Source organism: Kocuria sp. ZOR0020 (assembly GCF_000800955.1).
Taxonomy (GTDB): domain Bacteria; phylum Actinomycetota; class Actinomycetes; order Actinomycetales; family Micrococcaceae; genus Kocuria; species Kocuria subflava.
The window spans coordinates 18,480-36,330 of record NZ_JROX01000132.1 but is presented as its reverse complement, the minus strand read 5'-3'; the positions used below and the strand labels follow the sequence as shown (position 1 = coordinate 36,330).

Here is a 17,851-nt window from a genome sequence, read left to right as displayed (position 1 = left end):
CGTCGTGCGCTGATCGCTGAACGGCCCGGGAGTGCTGTTGACGCCCCGGATGGATGAGGTAGAAAACAACCATGAGTTCCGTACGCACACCGGACCCCAACCCAGGCTGGCTCAACCAGGATGACCTCCGTGAGGCGCGGCGTCGTCTGCCCATGGTCTACGTCCAGGCCGTGCCCGTGCAGCTGGACCCGCTGGGGTGTGTGACGGACGTGGGGTTGTTGCTGCAGCCAAACGCCACCGGTGAGTTGGAGCGGGCGTTGGTCTCCGGGCGGGTGTTGTACCGGGAGACCATCCGGGCAGCGCTGCTGCGTCACCTGGAAAAGGACCTGGGGCCGTTGGCCATGCCGCAGCTTCCGCCTTCCACCGTGCCGTTCTCCGTCACGGAGTACTTTCCGCATCCTTCGGAGACTGGTTTCACGGATGAGCGGCAGCACGCCGTGGCCCTGAACTACGTGGTGGCCCTGCGCGGTGAGTGCTCCCCGCGCGCGGACGCCCTGCAGCTGTCCTGGCTGACCCCGGAGGAGGCGCTCAGCACGGATGTTCAGGCTGAGTTTGCAGGGGGTCGTGGCCGGTTGATCGAGCAGGCTCTGGCCCACGTGGGATGGGGCCGATGAGCTGGGAGATCGCACGCTCCACGTTCGGGTTCGCCATCCAGAACCGCCTGGAGGAGACCACACCGCGCCCGGACGGTCGTAACGGCCCCTGGTTGGGCCGCACCGGCACCATCGCCACGCCACACGGTGAGATCCGGACCCCGGCATTCATCCCCGTGGCCACGGCCGCCACGGTCAAGGCCGTGCTCCCGGAGTCCATGAAGGAGCTGGGCGCGCAAGCCCTGTTGGCCAACGCCTACCACCTGTACCTGCGTCCCGGTCATGACCTCCTGGATGAGGCCGGTGGCCTGGGGCAGTTCATGAATTGGGACGGCCCCACCTTCACGGATTCCGGGGGCTTTCAAGTCATGAGCCTGGGTTCCGGGTTCAAGAAGGTCATCAACATGTCCACCGCTGCGGCAGCGGGGACGGTGGGGGACGACGACGTCGCCGCCGGCAAAGAACGCCTGGCCGCCGTGGACAACGACGGCGTCACGTTCATCTCCCATCTCAACGGGGACAAGCACCGGTTCACCCCAGAGATCTCCATGAAGGTGCAGCACGGGATCGGTGCGGACGTCATGTTCGCTTTTGACGAGCTGACCACCTTGCACAACTCGCGCGGCTACCAGGAAGAAGCCCTGGAACGCACGCGCCTGTGGGCCATGCGCTGCATCGCCGAGCACAAGGTGCTCACGGAAGCTCGCTCCCACCGCCCCTACCAAGCGTTGTTCGGCGTGATTCAGGGGGCCCAGTACCAAGACCTGCGGCGTAAGGCCTGCCAGGATCTGGGTGCCATGGACTTCGACGGCTTCGGCATCGGCGGGGCCCTGGAAAAGGAGAACCTGGGCACCATTGTGGGGTGGTGTGCGGAGGAACTGCCGGAGAACAAGCCCCGTCACCTGCTGGGGATCTCCGAGCCCAATGACATTTTTGTGGCCCTTGAAGCCGGTGCTGACACCTTTGACTGCGTCTCCCCCACCCGGGTTGCCCGCACCGGGGCCGTGTATCACCCTGAAGGTCGGTTCAACATCACGGGCGCCCGGTTCAAACGGGACTTCACCCCCGTGGACGCGGACTGCGACTGCTACACGTGCGCCCATTACACCCGCGCCTACATCCACCACTTGTTCAAGGCCAAGGAACGCCTGGCCGCCACGCTGGCCTCCATCCACAATGAACGCTTCACCGTTCGCCTGGTGGACCGCGCCCGGGAGGCCATGAACAACGGAACCTATGTGGACTACCGGGACCAGACCCTGGGCCGGTACTACGGCGGCAACCACCCCTGAGGCACCACCCCGTAAGCTCGATCCATGTCCGCACTTGATCCCGTACCTGCCAACCAGACCTGGACCCTGACCCGGGAGCTGCCGCACTCAGCACAGCAGGTCTTCGCTGCCCTAACGGATCCGGATGCCCTGCCGCGCTGGTACGGGCCGGAGGGTTGGACGGTGGATCCCGCCTCCGTTGACCTGGACCCCACCGAAGGTGGCACCCGATCCTTCCACATGGTCCTGGACCAGGACCCCGCTCAGCGCGCGCCCATTCACGGACGGCATGGCGCTGTGGTTGCAGATCGCCTGCTGGAGATTCACGAGTTCATTCCGGATCACTTGGGCCAGCCCAGTCAGCACGTGGTGGTGCTGCGCTGCCAGTTGGACCCAGTGGCTTCCACCTCCGACGACGACGCCCCCCACACCACCCGTTTGACCCTCACCCAGGGGCCGTTACCCGCCGAGGTGCACGAACACGCTCGTCAGGCATGGGCCAGCACCTTGGACCGTCTGGCCGCACACCTGGCGGAGCAACCGTGAGCAGGCGTTTTGTCACGGACACCGTTTCCGTGATTCTGGCGGAGAACCCCAGTCCCATGACGCTGGAGGGCACCAACACGTGGATTCTGCAGGCCCCCGGTGATTCCGGGGCCGGTGGCGCCGTCGTGGTGGATCCGGGACCCGATCTGGCCGAGCACGTGGACCGTCTGGTGTCCGTGGGCGGCATTGAGCTGGTGCTGGTGACGCACCGGCACCGGGACCACACTGGCGCCATCGACTCCTTGCATCAGCGCACCGGCGCCCCTGTGCGGGCCGCCCTGGCCGAACACTGCCGGGATGCCGAGCCACTGACCGGCGGGGAGATCTTGCACGCCGGGGGTCTGCAGGTTCAGGTGATGCGCACCCCGGGGCACACCTCGGACTCGTTGAGTTTTGTAGTTACACAAATTTCCGAGGACGGCACCCCGCTAACCCATGTGTTCACCGGTGACACTGTCCTTGGCCGCGGCACCACCATGATTGATCACCCGGACGGCACACTGGCCGACTACCTGGCCACGCTGGGCCGGTTGGAGGCACTGGCCTCCGGCCCCGCAGAGGTGTTGGGATTGCCGGGTCACGGCGAGGTCCTGCGAGATCTGGCAGGTAGCTGCGCTGCCCTGCGGGAACATCGCGTTGCGCGTCTTGAAGAAGTCCGGGCAGCAGCAGACCAGCTGGGACGGGATGCGGAACTGCTCACGGACCGCATCTACCCGGATGTCCCAGAGGGTGCGCGCCGCGCGGCAGTGCGCTCCATCGAGGCCCAGCTGGAGTATCTGGCCCAGCAGGCACCGTCTGCTTGACTGCCCACAGGTGAGGAGAGGCCGTGTTCAGGAAAACTCCGGTACACCTGGCGGATTACACAGCGTTCCTGCCCGCCCACCGCCGTGCAGACATGGTTGAACCTGACCACGGCTGGTGGCCCTGGCGCAGTTCAGCGATTCATCTGCTCCGCAGTGGCGCACCGCAGGCACCGGTCCGGCTGGTGGTGGTCCACGGCGCCGGAGCACATGCCGAGGCGTTGTGGCCCCTGGCGTCCCTGGTGGCACATGAGGAGGTGGAGATCACCGCACTTGACCTTCCGCTCTACGGGCAGACCCGGGTCAGCCGGCCAAGGGCTGTCCGTTACGACCATTGGGTGGAGTTGCTGTGTGACTACCTGCTGGCCACCGACGACGGCCGTCCCGTGGTTGTGCTCGGCGGGAGCATCGGCGGCTTGCTTGCCGTGGAAGCTTCCGCCCGGGCCGGCAACGTCACCGTGGTGGTGGCGACGTGTCTGCTGGATCCGCTGACCAGCCCAGCACGCGCTTGCATGACTCGGTTCGGTAGAGCCGCCCTGCCGTTCATGAAGCTGCTGCCACTGGTTCGAGGACCCGTAGCACGCGTGCCGGTGAAGATCTCTTGGACTGCCAACCTGGCAGCCATGGGGCGCGATCCTGCCCTGGGCCGGCTGTGCGCGCGGGACACTCGCGGTGGTGGCGCATGGGTGCCCTTGGGATTTCTGGCCTCGTACCTGCAGTTCAACCACTGGGCGGCCAAGACCCAGGGCGTCCCCGTCCACCTGGCACATCCACAAAATGATGACTGGACCCCCATGGAGCTGAGTCAGCGCACGCTCAAGGATCTGCCCGGCAAGGCCACGTTGACCGTGCTCCAGAACTGCGGGCACTTCCCGCTGGAGGAACCGGGTCTCAGCGACCTTGTTGAGCTTCTCAGAGACACTGTCACCCAAGCACGCATGGCCCGCTGAGGGTCACACCGAATAAACCGGCGGGCCCGTGCGGCGTCGTAAGAGCCACCAGGCGCCGATGGTCAAGCCCACCAACCCCAGCAGCACCAGGACCGGCAGGAAAACAGCAACCACTGACAGGAGCACGGCCGCACCGTCCTCCGCCGTGGAGAGGACCGGAGCGGCGGTGCCGGCGGAGACCGTGTTGGCCACAGGCCGGGTCAGGGCTTTGACGCCGTGGACCAGCAGGGCAAGCAGAACACCGATCACAATCGGCACCCAGGTTCCGGAGCTCACGAACTGTTCCGGGTCCGTGACCGTTGCGGTCTGTCCACCCAGCGTGAGCCCGGCGATGTCCGAGGTCATGGAGGACCCGAACACAATGCCACCGGAGGTGGGGCGGACAACGGTCTGGATGACGTCGTTGACGGAATCGATGGCCGGGACCTTGTCCGCAACCACTTCCAGGGCCAACAGCACGGCAAAAATGATGAGCACCCACCCGTTGGAGAGCCACGCAAAATTGGGGCCAAGGTCAACAAACTGGGTGTAGCGGTCCAGAAGTCCCAGGACCAGAAGGGGGATCCAGGCGTTGAGGCCGGCAGAAGATGCCAGGCCAAGGCCGGTCAGGGCGTCCATGGTGCTGATACTAGCCGCACCCGGATCCCCCGCTGTCAGCAAGTGGTCGAATCCACTGATCAGGCAGTGACTTCAGGCCGCTCGCCGTCCCAGTAGGGCTCGGTTTTCTTCAACCGGGCCACGACGGCGTAGGTCACCGGGATCACCAGAACCTCCACCAAGCATTTCCACACGTAGCCAACAATCACGTAGTTCAGGAACTGGCCAAAGGTCTGAATGCCGATGATGGGTGCGGCCACGGCACAGAAGATCAGGGTGTCCACGAACTGGCCAACCAGGGTGGAGGAGATCAAGCGTGCCCACAGGTGCTTTTCACGGGTCTTCTCCTTGACCTTGACCAGGACCCAGGCGTTGAGCAGCTGGCCCACCAAGAAGCCCAGGAGGGAGCCGGCCACAATCAGCGGGACGGGGCCCAGCACCTGGACAAACGCCTCCTGGCCTTCGTAGAAGGAGGCGGAGGGCAAGGCAATGATGATCCAGAAACAGATGCTGGCAAACAGTGCTGCGGCAAAGGAGGTGATGATCGCGCGGCGTGCCGCGCGGAAGCCCCAGACCTCGGAAACAACATCGCCCAGGACGTAGGCGATGGGGAAAAGGAAAAAGCCGCCGTCGGTCACGATCGGACCGATCTCAATGCCCTTGGTGGCGCCGATGTTGGACAGAATCAGCACCACGGCATAGGCAGCCACAAACTGATCAAAGGCGGTTCGGGTGCGCGGGGCGAACCGGGCAGCTGCGGTGTTGCTGGAGGTGTGCGCGGGTGCCGCAACGGCGCCCGCGTGCCCAGAGGCAGGCTCGGACACGGATTCGGAAGGAACTTGGGACATCGTGGTTCCGCTTTCTTCAGTGAGGGGTCGGTGACGGTGCCTGCAAGAGCGCCGGGGACGGGTTCGTACAGCTGGTGACGAAACTGGTCGACTGGTCTTGGTCAGAAAAACACCCGCAGAGCACAATAAGGCCCATGACTACTTCTACGAACCCGCCGTTTGCTCTGACCGTTGCCGGAAACGAGGCGACCGGTGGAGCCGGCGCCCAGGCTGATCTCAAGACCTTCCAGGAACTGGGAGTGTTCGGGTCCCTGGCTCTGACCTGCATCGTGTCCTTTGACCCCAACAACGACTGGGGTCACCGCTTTGTCCCCGTTGACCCCCAGGTCATTGCTGACCAGCTGGAAGCCACCACGTCTGCCTACAACCTGGACGCCGTGAAGTTGGGCATGTTGGGCACCCCGGCCACCATCGACGTCGTGGCCAAGGCCATGGAGGAGCTCAAGCCCAAGCACCTGGTGCTGGACCCCGTGCTGATCTGCAAGGGTCAGGAACCCGGCGCGGCCCTGGACACGGATGAAGCCCTGAAGTCCAAGATCCTGCCGTTGGCCACGTTTGTGACCCCCAACCACTTCGAGTCCCTCTCCCTGTCCGGGATGGATTCGATCACCACTGTGGAGGACCTGGAGGAGGCCGCCAAGCGCATCCACGAACGCTCCGGTGCCGTGGTGCTGGCCAAGGGCGGCGTCCGCTTGGACGGCCCGGAGGCCGTGGACGTTTACCACGACGGCGAAACCACGGAAATCCTCTCCGCACCCAAGGTGGAAGATGTGGCCGTGGCCGGTGCCGGATGCACCATGGCTGCTGCCGTCACGGCAGAACTGGCCAAGGGCTTGAGCCCCCTTGAAGCTGCACGGGCGGCCAAGGAGTTCGTCTCCGCCGGGATCCGTCAGCGCATCACCTCCAACGCCCCGTTCGATGCTCTGTGGCAGGGCGGGCTGGCGGCTGAACGCGCTATCGGGTGACGTTCACCCCACTCCCAGGGTTTTTGGTGACAACTCTGTCTAAGATGTCGTCATGCCAAAAATCCAGGCGGCAAGCAATGCCGAACAGCGCGAGCACACCAAGCGAGCGATCCTCGAAGCCTTTGGGCAGCTTCTGTACTCGCAGGGCCTGACCGGGCTGACCATGACCCACGTGGCCAAAACGGCCGGGGTGGGTCGCACCGCGGTCTACAACTACTTTGCGGACATGGGTGAGCTGCTGGTGGCTTACACCCTGGATGAAACCGAACGGTTCATGACTGACCTCCAAGGTGATCTGGAAGGCGTGGAGAACCCGGTGGACAAGCTGGGAATCTACGTCCGGGCGCAGATCGATGACCTCTCCCGGCGTCATCTACCCCCGGGGCCGGCCATGCGCACGGTCCTTTCCCCGGATGATTTCCAGAAGCTGGGCGAACACGTGGGTGCGCTGCGCGGCATGCTGACCGCCATCCTCCAGGAGGCCGTCGAGGACGGATGGTTGCCCAACGGTGACCTGCAGGAGATGGGTCGTCTGGTGCACAGCTCCCTCACCGCCACCGCAGACCGTGAGGCGCAGTCAGAGGAAGCTCGGGCAGCCCATGAGCGGCATGTCCAGGCCACCGTGCTGTTCGCGCTACGCGGCCTGGGCGCCCAGTTCGACGCCCAGGGTTCGCCCGTTCGCCTGGAGGTTCCCCACCCCGCACTGAGCGTGGCGGTCTGAGGAATCGCGCTACCCTGGACGTGAAGTGCAACAAGGCCCGCACCGGAATCCGGTGCGGGCCTTGTTGCACATGGCGCAGCCATCAGACTCAGTCGTCAGCACCTGGCCACATGGTGTCCACCGAATACCGCTGCCCCGTGGAGAAGTCGTACTGCACCATGGTCAAGTCATCCAAGGCCCGCATGGATGCCTCATCCAGGTTTTCCCTGTCAATGGCCTCACCCCGGAAGTTCAGGGTCCGCACGTGCTGCGGCACCGGAACGGTGTGCCGGACATCGTCCAGCAGGGCGATGTAGGGCGGCACCTTGGCATCCGCCACCTCATAGATCATGGGCAGGAACATGGCGGGGGTGACGGCAGGGGCCCTCTGTGCCTCATTGGTCTTGTTGTTCCACACGAAGAACGGGGTGCGGACCTGCGCCTCAGGCACGTTCTGGCCCAGAATGTCATCGTTGTAGACACCCGGGTGGTGATCGCCGTAGAAGACCACCACGGTTTCTTCCTCGCGGTTGCGCAGCTCCTGCAGGAACTCCTGGGTGGCAGTGTCAGTGTGGGACAACCCCCGGGCGTACTGCCCGTACTGAGCGGCGGTGTCCGGATCCTGGATGTCTGAAGCAATGGGGTTTGTGTAGAAGTCGCCGTATGGACCGTGGTTCTGCATGGTCACCACATTCATGAACAACGGTTCTTCCGTGTTGTCCATCTGGTACAGAACCTCGTTGTAGGCCGACTGGTCACTCACGTACGGGTTGCCCTGAATGCGCATGTTCTCCTGCATCGCGGCGTCGTCAATCACCTCGTCAAAGCCCAAGGTTTCGTAGACGTCAGAACGCTTGTACATGTGCAGGTTGTAGGCGTGCGCGGCCACCGTGTGGTGCCCCGTTGCGTTGAAGGCGCCCACCGCGGAGGGGTAGGTGTCGTGCTCGCTGACAAACATCTGGAACGGGGAGGTCACCTGCGGTTGGAACAAGCCCACAGGCTGCCCCGTCAGGGACTCGAACTCCATGGTGGAAGTTCCCCCACCAAAGGAATTGGCGTACACCGTGCCCGCCAGGGTTTCAGACATGGTCTGCTGGGTGTTGGGAACCGGGTTGGTATCCAGCTCAAAGCCCTCCATCCAGGACGGGTCAGTGAAGGACTCGGAGAGCACCACCACCACGTTGACGTCATCCATGGTGTTGGGACGCTGCGCATTGATCTCATCTGCCCGCTGCTCATACCGCTGGGTGATGTCATCCATGGTCTGCGCACTGTAGCCATCGGGCTGCAGCATGGGATCAATCGGCATGTTGTAGAGGAAACCGCCCATGAACCCGTTGGCTCGGTAGTTCCACAGCTGGCTGGAGGTGGTCCAGCCCGGGCCCTTGGCCTCATACATGGAACGCCACATGTTGGGCGGATTGTTGAAGTTGACGGCATGGACCAGCAGCGCGCCGGTCACCACCAGGATGCCGATGCGGGTGGCCAGGAACCCCTTGTTGATCCCACCGCCTTCGCGACGTAACCGGGGACGCGGGAACCAGCGGTCAGCCAGTGACCCCAGTCCCACGATCACTGCAACCCCCGCCACCACGGCCACAATCAGCAGGACCACGGCACTGGTTTCCACCATGGAGAGCACAAAACCTGCCTCCGTGACAAAGTCCAGGTCACTGGGGAAAAACGGTTCGCGGCGCAGCTCAACCTTGTTGCGGTTGATCTCCCCCACAATCAGCACCAGGGTGATCACGATCCCCACGGTCCACCAGAGGCGCCCGAGCACAGCCCACACGAATGCCAGCACCACAAAGAGCACCAACATGTCCAGGTACCTGGCAGCTTCCATGGCCTGGCTGAAAGTGTCCTCCGGTGCGCTCACCGTGTACTGCAGCCACACGGCGCTGAACATGGCGGCAGCAATCAGAACCAACGTGCCCAGCACTGCGCCGCGCCAGGTGGCGCGGCGACGACGTTTGGTGATCCTCGGCTCGGCCTGCGTGGGCTGCTCAGGCGAGGAGGTGGTGTTCACGGTCAATACAGATACCCGTCAGAGAGAATTCACATGGTTTTGCGGCAGGTCAGGTTACCAGCCGCGGTGCCCCACGCCACGGGTTTGTGCTCAACGGCACCTGGCACTCAGCCCGACCACGATGACGACGTCCCATCCGGACGCCTGACCCTCAGATGCGAAACAGACGCCCGGCGCATGGCGCCAGCTCCCACTGTTGGGTTGATGCTGGCACCGCGCGCCGGGCGCCGTCGTGTTTTCCGGTCACGCTCAGCCGGTGATGATGCCCGTCTGAGCCGGGATGGTCACGCCGTCGATCACCACAGCCTCCTGCCGGTAGTTCACCCAGACCTGACGACCGTCAGAGAGGTCCCGGCGCCACACCGAGTACTCGTACCAGGTGTCCTTCTCCCCCACGGCCACCACGTCAGGGTTGCTCAGGGCATCACGCAGAACGGCCACGGACGGATCCGATTCATCCAAGGACACATCCGTGACTGACTCGTAGGCGGAAGATCCGTTGGCAGCAGTTTCCTGGCAGTCAGGCTGTGCCTGCATGATGGCCATGTCCAGGTTGGTGCCGGTCTCCTTGCCCGTCAGCACGGTGGCCAGGCTCAAGGTCATGTCCTGGACGCGGCGCTGGTCCACCTGCCACATGAGGCTGGCGGTATTCGGCGTGGAATCCACCAGGCACTGCCCACCGATCGAGCCGGTCAGGCTGGGGGAGGTGGTGGCATCCACCGCGAACTGGTGCATGACCACGGGGGTGGAACGGGACAGCTGTGCCAGCACGTCCGCGTTCTGCTCCACCGCGTAGAAGGCACCGAACTGGCTTCCCGTGGGGCTGCCGATCACGAATTCCCGCATCATCCAGTCCAGGTTGCCGCTGTCAGCAAGCTCCTGGGCCAGTGCCACCTGGTTCTGCTTGTCCGAATAGATGCCCAGGTTCCCTGCCAACACCTTGTCCGGACCGGCTGCCTCCATGGCATCCGCAATTATGTCCACGGTGCGCAGGATGGCGCGGCCGTAGGCGTCGTCGGAGCCCCACGGGCCCCATGTGCCGATCTCTGCCATGTCCTGCCCGTGGGCCGGGGACATGGCCATGTCATCCATGAAGATCCCGTCGAACCGCACCGGAGCGGCCCCGGTGGTCCCCACCACGGAGTCCGTGGTGACCATGGCGACGGCGTGCTCACCGCAAGCCCTTGCGTAGGACTCCGACTGGTCCGCGATGGTGATGAAGTCAAAGGCCGGGTACACGGCATAGCCCTTGGAGTTGGTGGCCACGTTGCCGTTGTTGGGGGTCACGGCGTACTGATCGCCGTAGGCGGGATCCACGCAACTGGGGTAGAACGGTGCCTTGTCCCATCCGGAGATGGCCGGCATGCCACCAATGTTCAAGTACGCCAGGAACTCGGTGCCCGGGTTGGCGGCCTTCATGTCCGCCAACGTGCAGTCACCGTCAGCCAGCACACCTGATGCCACCAGTGGAGCCACAATCGCCGTGTCCACCAGGCCCACCATGGAACCGCCCGGGCACATGGCCTGGGCCTGCTGGTAACCGTGCAGATAGGCCACGCGTCCGGCAGGGGTGTTGCTGCCCGTGTTCGTGGTGTTCGTAGTGGTCGACTCCGTGGGAGCGGGTGCCCCCGTGGGTACGGGCGACTCAGTGGGTGCCGGGGCCTCTGTCGCCTCGGGGACTGCCGGTTCCGGTGCCACCGTTTCAGGTCCCTGCACCGGACTGGCGGTTTCCGGGGTCTGTGCAGGTGCCGGGGTCTCCGGGGTCGACACCGGGGTGGTGTCCGTGTTGCTCACCGGCACAACGGGGGTCTGCATTTGGGGCACGGTGGTCCCGGATCCGGCATTGGTGTTCGTTCCGGAAGTGCTCCCAGTCGGCTGTGCGGGCTGCGACGTCGGTGTGGGCTGAGGTGCTGGCGTGGGATCAACTTCCGGCGCCGGGGAGACCACCGGCTGTGATACCGGAGCCGGTGTGGGCTGAACTTCAGGCTCGGGCTGCACCGTGGGTTCAGGCTGTGCCACAGGAGCGGGCTGGGCCTCAGGCGCGGTGACCGGTTCCTGAATCGGGTCAGTCTCTGGCTGTGCCACGGGCACCTGGGGTTCCGGTGTTGGCGCCGGCGGTGCTGTTTCCCCCGCCGGTTCGTCGACCGTCGGGACCTCTGAGACGGGTACCCCATCCGCCGGTACAGCATCAGTGGGCTGCTCCCCAACACTCGGCTCCACAACACTGGGCTCCGACTCAGTGGGTGCTGCGTCAATCGGCGCCGTATCAAGTGGATCCGCGACGGTAGGGGTTTCAGTCACAGGGGACTCGGTGACGGGAGCCTCAGGTGCCTGCCCGTCAGTGTTCGGTGCTTCAGGAGTCGGAACCTCAGCCGGGGCTTCAGCCGCAGGACTCTCCTGCACGGGGCTTTCCGGTTGTTCAGCGGGCACGGGATCCACGGCAGTTTCCGGTTGAATCTCCGGCTGTTGGGCCGCCGGAACGTCCACCACAGGTGTCGGGGCCTCTGGTGCCGGCTCGGCGGGCACCTCCACCACTGGCGTTTCCACGGGTGGGGTCGAAACTGATGGCGAGTCCACGATCGGTGTCTCAACCGCCGGGGGCTCCTCTGCCGGAACCGGAGTGTCAACAACCTCCGGCGCAGTCTCGGTGGCAGGTGCCTCACCGGTCGTCGTCGGTGTCACCGGGGCTGGAGAAGGTGCCGGAGCCGGGGGTGGAGTTGGATCAACCGTCCCTCGGTTGATCTGCCACCGGTCACGGGCCACGTGGTGGGCTGACGTGCTGGTCCAGTCCACGCGAGGGCGCTCCAAAGCGGCACGCAGATTGCGCGCCAGGGCGCGTCGATCCACGCGCTCACCAGAGGTGTCCACCTCCGCAGCTGCTGCGGGCGCCGTGGTTGCTTCCGGCGGGGTGGTGGGCTGAGGGCTGGCGGTGGAGTCGTTGGAGGAAGGCTGAGCTTCCCCGGACACCACGCCGAGTGGCCCCATGGGAACCGTGCATGCAACCAGGGCAGAACTGGTGAGCACAGCGGTTCCGGTCAGACGGGCCATCCGTGTGGAGGGCTTCATAGGAGGGTCCCCGTTCTCTTGGAAATGAAGGCGGAACGATCGTTGTCGGATCGTTACCTCGGAGGACCCTACTCAAGTTGACCTGCACCGTCACCGAAAAACTGTCGATAAACGGAACCGTCCACACTTGTGTGCGCAGGCATACGACTCCACATGTATTTGCGCCTGTCACGCGGCACGGGCCATGCGACCCGCTGTCACGCGCGGCCACCCATCTACAACCTCGCACCCTGCCCGCGGCAACTTGCTGCGCGCAGGGAAGGTGCCCGGATCGGCGTCGATAGGCTTGGTGTAGCAGCAGGTCATCTCCCCCGGAAAGACGCATCCCATGAGCACCTTGATCCTCTCCGCGAGCAAGCACGGCTCCACCACGGACATCGCCGCACGAATTGCGGAGACGTTGTCCACACAAGGCGTTCAGGTGACTGTTGGAGCCCTGGATGATGCCAACCTGGCTTGTGCCGATTGTGTGGTGATCGGCCTGCCTGTTTACACGCAGAAACTGCTGGCCTCAGGGGTGGATTTTCTGGCCGAGCATCAAGATGAACTGGATTCCAGAGAGGTGTTCATCTTTGTCTCCGGTGGATCGCCGCATCTGGACGCCAAACTGCGAGCGCAGCTGCAGCAGTACACCGCTCACCAGGTCCAGTACTTCCGCGGAGCCGTGGACTCCAGCAAGCTCAACCTGGCGGAGAAGGCTGTCCTCAAGGTGGTCAAGTCTCCCCTGGATGCCGACTGGAGGGACTGGGATGCCATTGATCAGTGGGTTGTGAGCATCGCAGCATCTGAACCCGGTGAAGCTGGCACCGGGAACATTGACTCCTGACGGTGACGAGCGTCCCCACCCGTACCGAGTCCCCACCGCACGGTTGGTCCCCCACAAAACCTGCGGATGCCCACGCTGTGGGCGGTGATCTGGAAACGCGATCGGGAGTCGACAACCGAGTGGGGTTTGCACAGCTGGCTGGACAGTCAACAACCGAGTGGGGGAGCCGACCGTCGTCGTGAACCCGGCCAGCCCATGCCACTCACCCTGATTCGGGGGTTGGCCCCGGACAAGAAAGCGAACAGAAAGCAAAGAACGGCGCCCCCGCTCAAAGAGCGAGGGCGCCGTTCTTGATCAATCTGCGGAGGATGGGGGATTTGAACCCCCGAGGGCGTGAACCCAACACGCGTTCCAGGCGTGCGCCATAGGCCGCTAGGCGAATCCTCCAGGCCACATGAACACTGCGGGGCGAACCGCCGCGTGGACATGCACAGGACAGCCTAGACCAAGAACGCAGGTGAGGTAAAACCGGCGCCGTACACCGTGGGTCCATCGCCAACCAAGGCCCCGAAAGCAGCGCTGCGAGCAGGACCCGCTCGGTCAGTTTTCCACCCGGCCACGGGGTCGGCTAAGGTATTGGCCAGCCCCTCGTGTGGCGTCATCCTGCGGAACTCCCCCAGGGCCGGAAGGCAGCAAGGGTACGTGGGCTCTGGCGGGTGCACGAGGGGTCTTCACTTTCTGTGCATCACACCAGACGTGACCGCATCCTCCCCCGGTCCACAGGTTCCAAGAACCCCACTGTGATGTCGTCCTCCCTGATTAAGGTGTCTGTGTGACCACCGCCTTGTATCGCCGCTACCGGCCGGAAACCTTCCAGGACGTGATCGGACAGTCTCACGTGACTGATCCGCTGATGACCGCGCTGCGCAAGAACAAGGTCAACCACGCCTACCTCTTCTCCGGGCCGCGTGGCTGCGGCAAGACCACGTCCGCCCGCATCTTGGCGCGCTGCCTCAACTGTGTGGAGGGCCCCACCCCCACCCCGTGCGGTCGCTGCGGATCCTGCGTGGATCTCTCCCGTGACGGCGCGGGATCCCTGGATGTCATTGAGATGGATGCGGCCTCCCACGGTGGCGTGGATGATGCCCGCCAGCTGCGCGAACGCGCCACGTTCGCCCCGGTGCGGGACCGCTACAAGATCTTCATCATCGATGAGGCCCACATGGTCACCCGGGACGGTTTCAACGCCCTGTTGAAGATCGTGGAGGAGCCTCCGGAGCACATCAAGTTCATCTTTGCCACCACGGAGCCGAACAAGGTGCTGCCCACCATTCGCTCCCGCACCCACCATTACCCGTTCCGCCTGGTCCCGCCCGAACCGTTGATGGGCTACCTGCAGCAGCTCAGTGACCAGGAGTCCGTGGGCGTTGAACCCGGTGTGATGGCCATGGTGGTGCGCGCCGGCGGTGGATCGGTTCGCGATTCGCTTTCCGTCCTGGATCAACTGATGGCCGGCACGGACACGGATTCCGTGACCTACAACCTGGCCGTTTCCCTGCTGGGGTACACGCACGGAGCGCTGCTTGACGACGTCGTTGACGCATTTGCCTCTGGGGATTCGGCCACCGTGTTCCGCGCCGTGGACCGCGTGATCCAAACCGGTCAGGACCCACGGCGGTTTGTGGAGGATCTGCTGGAGCGATTCCGTGATCTTGTGATTGTGGACGCCGTTCCGGAGTCAGCCGCCAACATCCTGCACGGCATGCCGGAGGACCAGGTGGCCCGGTTGCGCAATCAGGCTCAGCTGATGGGGGCTGCGGAACTTTCCCGCGCCGCGGACATCACCAATGAGGCCCTCACGGAAATGACCGGGGCAACCTCTCCGCAGCTGCATCTGGAACTGCTGTGCGCCCGCCTCTTGCTGCCTTCCGCAGAGAATTCCACCCGGGGCGCGGGCGCCCGCATCGACCGCTTGGAACGCCGGTTGAACATGGGCCGAACCGGCGCGCCCACGGGGCCATTGGTGGGCGTTGACACAGCCTCGCCCTCCCCCAACGACGACGCCCCCGCGGCCACTGAGCGCGCACACTCACCACAGACCAGCGCGCCGTCCCCGAGCGCAACGGCTGATGCGGCCTCCCGGTCGGCGCAGGAACAGAGCGCCAACGATTTGAGGGCGACGGAGCGCGCGCTGCCGGCAGAACGCAAATCAGGAACCTCCCCAGGCGCGCAGTCTGGTGCCGAGGAACCTGAGCTCCAAGAGTCGGCAGCCAGCAGCACGCCCACACCTGATGCAGTATCTGAATCGGTGCCTCCCCGGGGCGAAGCGGCCCAGCAGGAAGCGCCAGCACCCCATGCGGATCCAGCCACCGCTCAGGGGCCATCCAGCGGTGGCGGGATCGACATGATTCGCGGTTCCTGGACGGAGATTGTGAACACCCTGGCGGACATCCACCGGGTCTCATGGATGACCGTCATGCGGGCCACACCCGTGGCCTTTGACGGCTCCGTGCTGCAGGTGGTTTTTGACGCTGCGGGAGATCGGAAGAACTTCCCCCGCTTTGAGCCCAACCTGGTGGCAGCCATCCAACAGGTCCTGGGAGTCTCCTGCCGTGTGGAGGCAGTGGGCCCCGGAGAGGGTGGCAGTCACCGGCCCGCTGGGGGTGCCCCCGGACCCGCCGGCGGAGGATCCGGACCTGCGACTGGAGGCTCGGGGCCTGGCGGAGGATCCAGGCCTGCTGGCGGCGTACCCGGGCCTACCGCTGGAGGCTCTGGACCCGCCAGCTCTGGATCTGGGCCTGCTGCTGGACACCCTGGCACTGCTGGCACGCCCCAGGGCAGCGCGGAGCCCACCAGCTCAAACGACCGCACCAGGCGCACCGGAACAAGCAGCCACGCGGGTGACCAAACGCCCTCGGCGGACACGGATTCTGCCCCTGTGAACACTTGGGCCGTCGCCCAGATCCCAACCGGTGACGAGCATCAGGAAGATGCCCCGAGCTCACCGGACCAGGGGGATGCACCGGAGGAGTCGCCCGCCAACGCAGGGCCCTCGGTTGGGGCTGACGGCTCCGCATCATCCCCGCAGACCGTGGAGAAGCAGCCCACTCCCCCGTCGGAGCACACGGACGCTGCCCCCCGTACACGCACCCACGCCAACACATCAGGCAACTACACCGACTCAGCAAACAGTGGCCCTGTCTCTTCGGGAGTCGGCACAGGCTCATCGCGCCCTGACCCCACAGCATCAGGATCTGAGCCCACCGCATCAACGTCTGCGCCGACCGCATCGGGCCCGGACTCCACGGCCGCCAACGAAGTCACAGATCGTGGCCAACCCCGGCAGTCCTCACCACGACATCCGTCCGCAACCTCCACCTGGGAGCGGACGGATTCTTCCACCCCTCCGGACTCTCCGGAACCGCCGGCCAGCCCGTATGACGACATCCCCTGGCCTGATGAACCTCCGCCAGAGGATGAACCGCCCTTCGCGGACACCTACGGTCAGGGGCGCCCGTCGCGGGCAGCCGCACATTCAGCACCAACCACCCGGCACGAATTGCCCACGGCCCCGCCACCTCTCGGCACGCCGCGGTCAACCGGCACCCCTTCCTCAGTCAATGCAACGGCCACCATCACGAGTGAGGCGGATGCCCCCGCCCAGCCCACTGCCACTGCCACTGCCACTGAGGATGAGCTGCCACCGGAGCAGTGGCGGCCGTCGTCGTCAAGCAACGGCAACGGGTCAGCACCTGCCACGGCTGCGAAACCAGCACCGTCCGCTCCCCCACGCAAGCCCAGTTTCCGGGAACGGCACGCCGCTCAAATCGCAGCGGCCCGTGCCGATTCGGCCACCAAGCCACCCGCCCGGGGGGCTGAGGCAAGCCCGGATGAAGACTTTGTGCCCAGTGATGACGACGTCGCAGTGGAGAACTCAGGGCTTCAAGGCCGTGCCATGATCGAGAAGATCCTGGGCGGGCGCTTGGTGGAAGAACGCCCCCACCAGTCATTGCTGTGAACAAGGCCGCCCCACCTGTCAGCGTGCGTGTGGGCCCATCAATCGTGAAGTGAGTATGTGACGTGTACGAAGGTGCAGTTCAAGACCTGATCGATGAACTCGGTCGCCTGCCCGGTGTGGGTCCCAAGTCGGCTCAGCGCATTGTTTTTTTCCTGCTAGACGCTGACCGCCAGGACGTTCAGCGTTTGTCTGATGCCATGAGCGCGGTCAAGGAACGGGTCAAGCACTGTCAGATCTGCGGCAATGTGGCCGAGCAGGACGAATGCGCCATCTGCCGGGACGCCCGCCGGGATCAGACCGTGATCTGTGTGGTGGAAGAGCCCAGGGACGTCATGGCCATTGAACGCACAAAGTCGTTCCGTGGCCTCTACCACGTACTGGGAGGCTCCATCAATCCCATTGCGGGCATCGGGCCTGATCAGCTGCGGGTCCGTGAGCTGATGACTCGACTCTCGGACGAGTCGATCGAGGAAATCGTGTTGGCCACGGACCCCAATCTGGAAGGTGAAGCCACCGCCACCTACCTGGCTCGCATGCTGAAAACACTGGGCATCAAGGTCACCCGCCTGGCCTCCGGGCTGCCGGTGGGTGGGGACCTGGAATACGCGGACGAGGTCACCCTGGGACGCGCGTTCGAGGGCCGCACCACCGTGAACTGAGCCCAGTCCCCGATACCGGCGGGGCAAACCCCGTCAGAACCAC

General features: G+C 64.7%; 14 protein-coding genes, 1 tRNA gene and 1 other RNA gene. 11 read left to right on the top strand and 5 right to left on the bottom strand.

From position 1 onward, the window contains the following. Positions 1 to 71: 71 nt before the first annotated feature. From L979_RS08425 to L979_RS08405, 5 genes are read left to right on the top strand one after another with little or no spacing between them, the layout of a single operon-like run. Positions 72 to 614 carry an NUDIX hydrolase family protein gene (locus tag L979_RS08425; protein ID WP_047691529.1) on the top strand — a complete coding sequence of 181 codons (543 nt, stop codon included), beginning with the start codon at positions 72 to 74 and terminating at the stop codon, positions 612 to 614. Then, positions 611 to 1,885: a tRNA guanosine(34) transglycosylase Tgt gene (tgt, locus tag L979_RS08420; RefSeq protein ID WP_047691527.1), complete on the top strand. Its 1,275-nt coding sequence runs from the start codon at positions 611 to 613 to the stop codon at positions 1,883 to 1,885. The genes L979_RS08425 and tgt overlap by 4 nt, the downstream gene beginning before the upstream one ends. Before the next feature lie 24 nt (positions 1,886 to 1,909). Next, positions 1,910 to 2,410, top strand: coding sequence for an SRPBCC domain-containing protein (locus tag L979_RS08415; protein WP_047691524.1), 501 nt, complete (start codon positions 1,910 to 1,912; stop codon positions 2,408 to 2,410). Then, entirely contained in the window at positions 2,407 to 3,213 is an 807-nt protein-coding gene (locus L979_RS08410) for an MBL fold metallo-hydrolase (protein WP_047691521.1), read from the top strand. Before L979_RS08415 ends, L979_RS08410 begins: the two co-directional genes overlap by 4 nt. Before the next feature lie 23 nt (positions 3,214 to 3,236). Continuing rightward, positions 3,237 to 4,160, top strand: a complete 924-nt coding sequence (locus tag L979_RS08405) for an alpha/beta fold hydrolase (protein WP_197052112.1) — start codon at positions 3,237 to 3,239, stop codon at positions 4,158 to 4,160. A gap of 3 nt (positions 4,161 to 4,163) precedes the next feature. Here L979_RS08405 and L979_RS08400 read toward each other — a convergent pair whose 3' ends face one another. Further along, positions 4,164 to 4,778 (bottom strand): DUF4126 domain-containing protein, encoded by a 615-nt coding sequence (locus tag L979_RS08400; protein ID WP_047691518.1) that lies wholly within the window; start codon positions 4,776 to 4,778, stop codon positions 4,164 to 4,166. A 59-nt stretch (positions 4,779 to 4,837) separates the two neighbouring features. Further along, complete coding sequence (locus L979_RS08395; protein ID WP_081994092.1) at positions 4,838 to 5,605, bottom strand: queuosine precursor transporter; 768 nt, start codon at positions 5,603 to 5,605, stop codon at positions 4,838 to 4,840. A 134-nt stretch (positions 5,606 to 5,739) separates the two neighbouring features. On the opposite strand from L979_RS08395, the gene L979_RS08390 reads away from it, so the two are divergent. Both L979_RS08390 and L979_RS08385 read left to right on the top strand, forming a co-directional pair. Beyond that, complete coding sequence (locus tag L979_RS08390) at positions 5,740 to 6,570, top strand: hydroxymethylpyrimidine/phosphomethylpyrimidine kinase (protein WP_052209687.1); 831 nt, start codon at positions 5,740 to 5,742, stop codon at positions 6,568 to 6,570. Positions 6,571 to 6,622: 52 nt separating this feature from the next. Beyond that, a complete protein-coding gene (locus tag L979_RS08385) occupies positions 6,623 to 7,291 on the top strand; it encodes a TetR/AcrR family transcriptional regulator (protein WP_047691516.1) in 669 nt (222 codons plus the stop codon). Positions 7,292 to 7,379: 88 nt separating this feature from the next. Here L979_RS08385 and L979_RS08380 read toward each other — a convergent pair whose 3' ends face one another. Then, complete coding sequence (locus tag L979_RS08380; protein WP_156125504.1) at positions 7,380 to 9,299, bottom strand: LTA synthase family protein; 1,920 nt, start codon at positions 9,297 to 9,299, stop codon at positions 7,380 to 7,382. Positions 9,300 to 9,548: 249 nt separating this feature from the next. After that, the gene (locus L979_RS08375; RefSeq protein WP_047691510.1) at positions 9,549 to 12,365 is read right to left on the bottom strand and encodes a hypothetical protein; all 2,817 of its coding nucleotides are present in this window, start codon (positions 12,363 to 12,365) and stop codon (positions 9,549 to 9,551) included. Positions 12,366 to 12,693: 328 nt separating this feature from the next. Here L979_RS08375 and L979_RS08370 point away from each other — a divergent pair, with 328 nt between their 5' ends. Continuing rightward, positions 12,694 to 13,191 (top strand): flavodoxin domain-containing protein, encoded by a 498-nt coding sequence (locus tag L979_RS08370; protein WP_052209686.1) that lies wholly within the window; start codon positions 12,694 to 12,696, stop codon positions 13,189 to 13,191. A gap of 302 nt (positions 13,192 to 13,493) precedes the next feature. Here the strand turns inward: L979_RS08370 and L979_RS08365 are convergent. Then, a tRNA-Ser gene (locus L979_RS08365) sits at positions 13,494 to 13,578 on the bottom strand. 192 nt (positions 13,579 to 13,770) lie between these two features. Between L979_RS08365 and ffs the strand changes: the two genes are divergently transcribed. The 3 genes from ffs (at position 13,771) to recR (ending at position 17,808) form a co-directional block, all read left to right on the top strand. Continuing rightward, an RNA gene (ffs, locus tag L979_RS15075) (signal recognition particle sRNA small type) lies at positions 13,771 to 13,867 on the top strand. A gap of 96 nt (positions 13,868 to 13,963) precedes the next feature. Next, on the top strand, positions 13,964 to 17,149 hold the full coding sequence (locus L979_RS08360) for a DNA polymerase III subunit gamma and tau (RefSeq protein WP_081994089.1): 3,186 nt from the start codon (positions 13,964 to 13,966) through the stop codon (positions 17,147 to 17,149). 62 nt (positions 17,150 to 17,211) lie between these two features. Further along, a complete protein-coding gene (recR, locus tag L979_RS08355; RefSeq protein ID WP_047691507.1) occupies positions 17,212 to 17,808 on the top strand; it encodes a recombination mediator RecR in 597 nt (198 codons plus the stop codon). Positions 17,809 to 17,851 lie beyond the last annotated feature (43 nt).

Coding starts and splice junctions, on each gene's coding strand:
- L979_RS08425 (WP_047691529.1), top strand. CDS start 72: ATGAGTTCCGTACGCACACCGGACCCCAACCCAGGCTGGCTCAACCAG.
- tgt (WP_047691527.1), top strand. CDS start 611: ATGAGCTGGGAGATCGCACGCTCCACGTTCGGGTTCGCCATCCAGAAC.
- L979_RS08415 (WP_047691524.1), top strand. CDS start 1,910: ATGTCCGCACTTGATCCCGTACCTGCCAACCAGACCTGGACCCTGACC.
- L979_RS08400 (WP_047691518.1), bottom strand. CDS start 4,778: ATGGACGCCCTGACCGGCCTTGGCCTGGCATCTTCTGCCGGCCTCAAC.
- L979_RS08395 (WP_081994092.1), bottom strand. CDS start 5,605: ATGTCCCAAGTTCCTTCCGAATCCGTGTCCGAGCCTGCCTCTGGGCAC.
- L979_RS08390 (WP_052209687.1), top strand. CDS start 5,740: ATGACTACTTCTACGAACCCGCCGTTTGCTCTGACCGTTGCCGGAAAC.
- L979_RS08385 (WP_047691516.1), top strand. CDS start 6,623: ATGCCAAAAATCCAGGCGGCAAGCAATGCCGAACAGCGCGAGCACACC.
- L979_RS08375 (WP_047691510.1), bottom strand. CDS start 12,365: ATGAAGCCCTCCACACGGATGGCCCGTCTGACCGGAACCGCTGTGCTC.
- L979_RS08370 (WP_052209686.1), top strand. CDS start 12,694: ATGAGCACCTTGATCCTCTCCGCGAGCAAGCACGGCTCCACCACGGAC.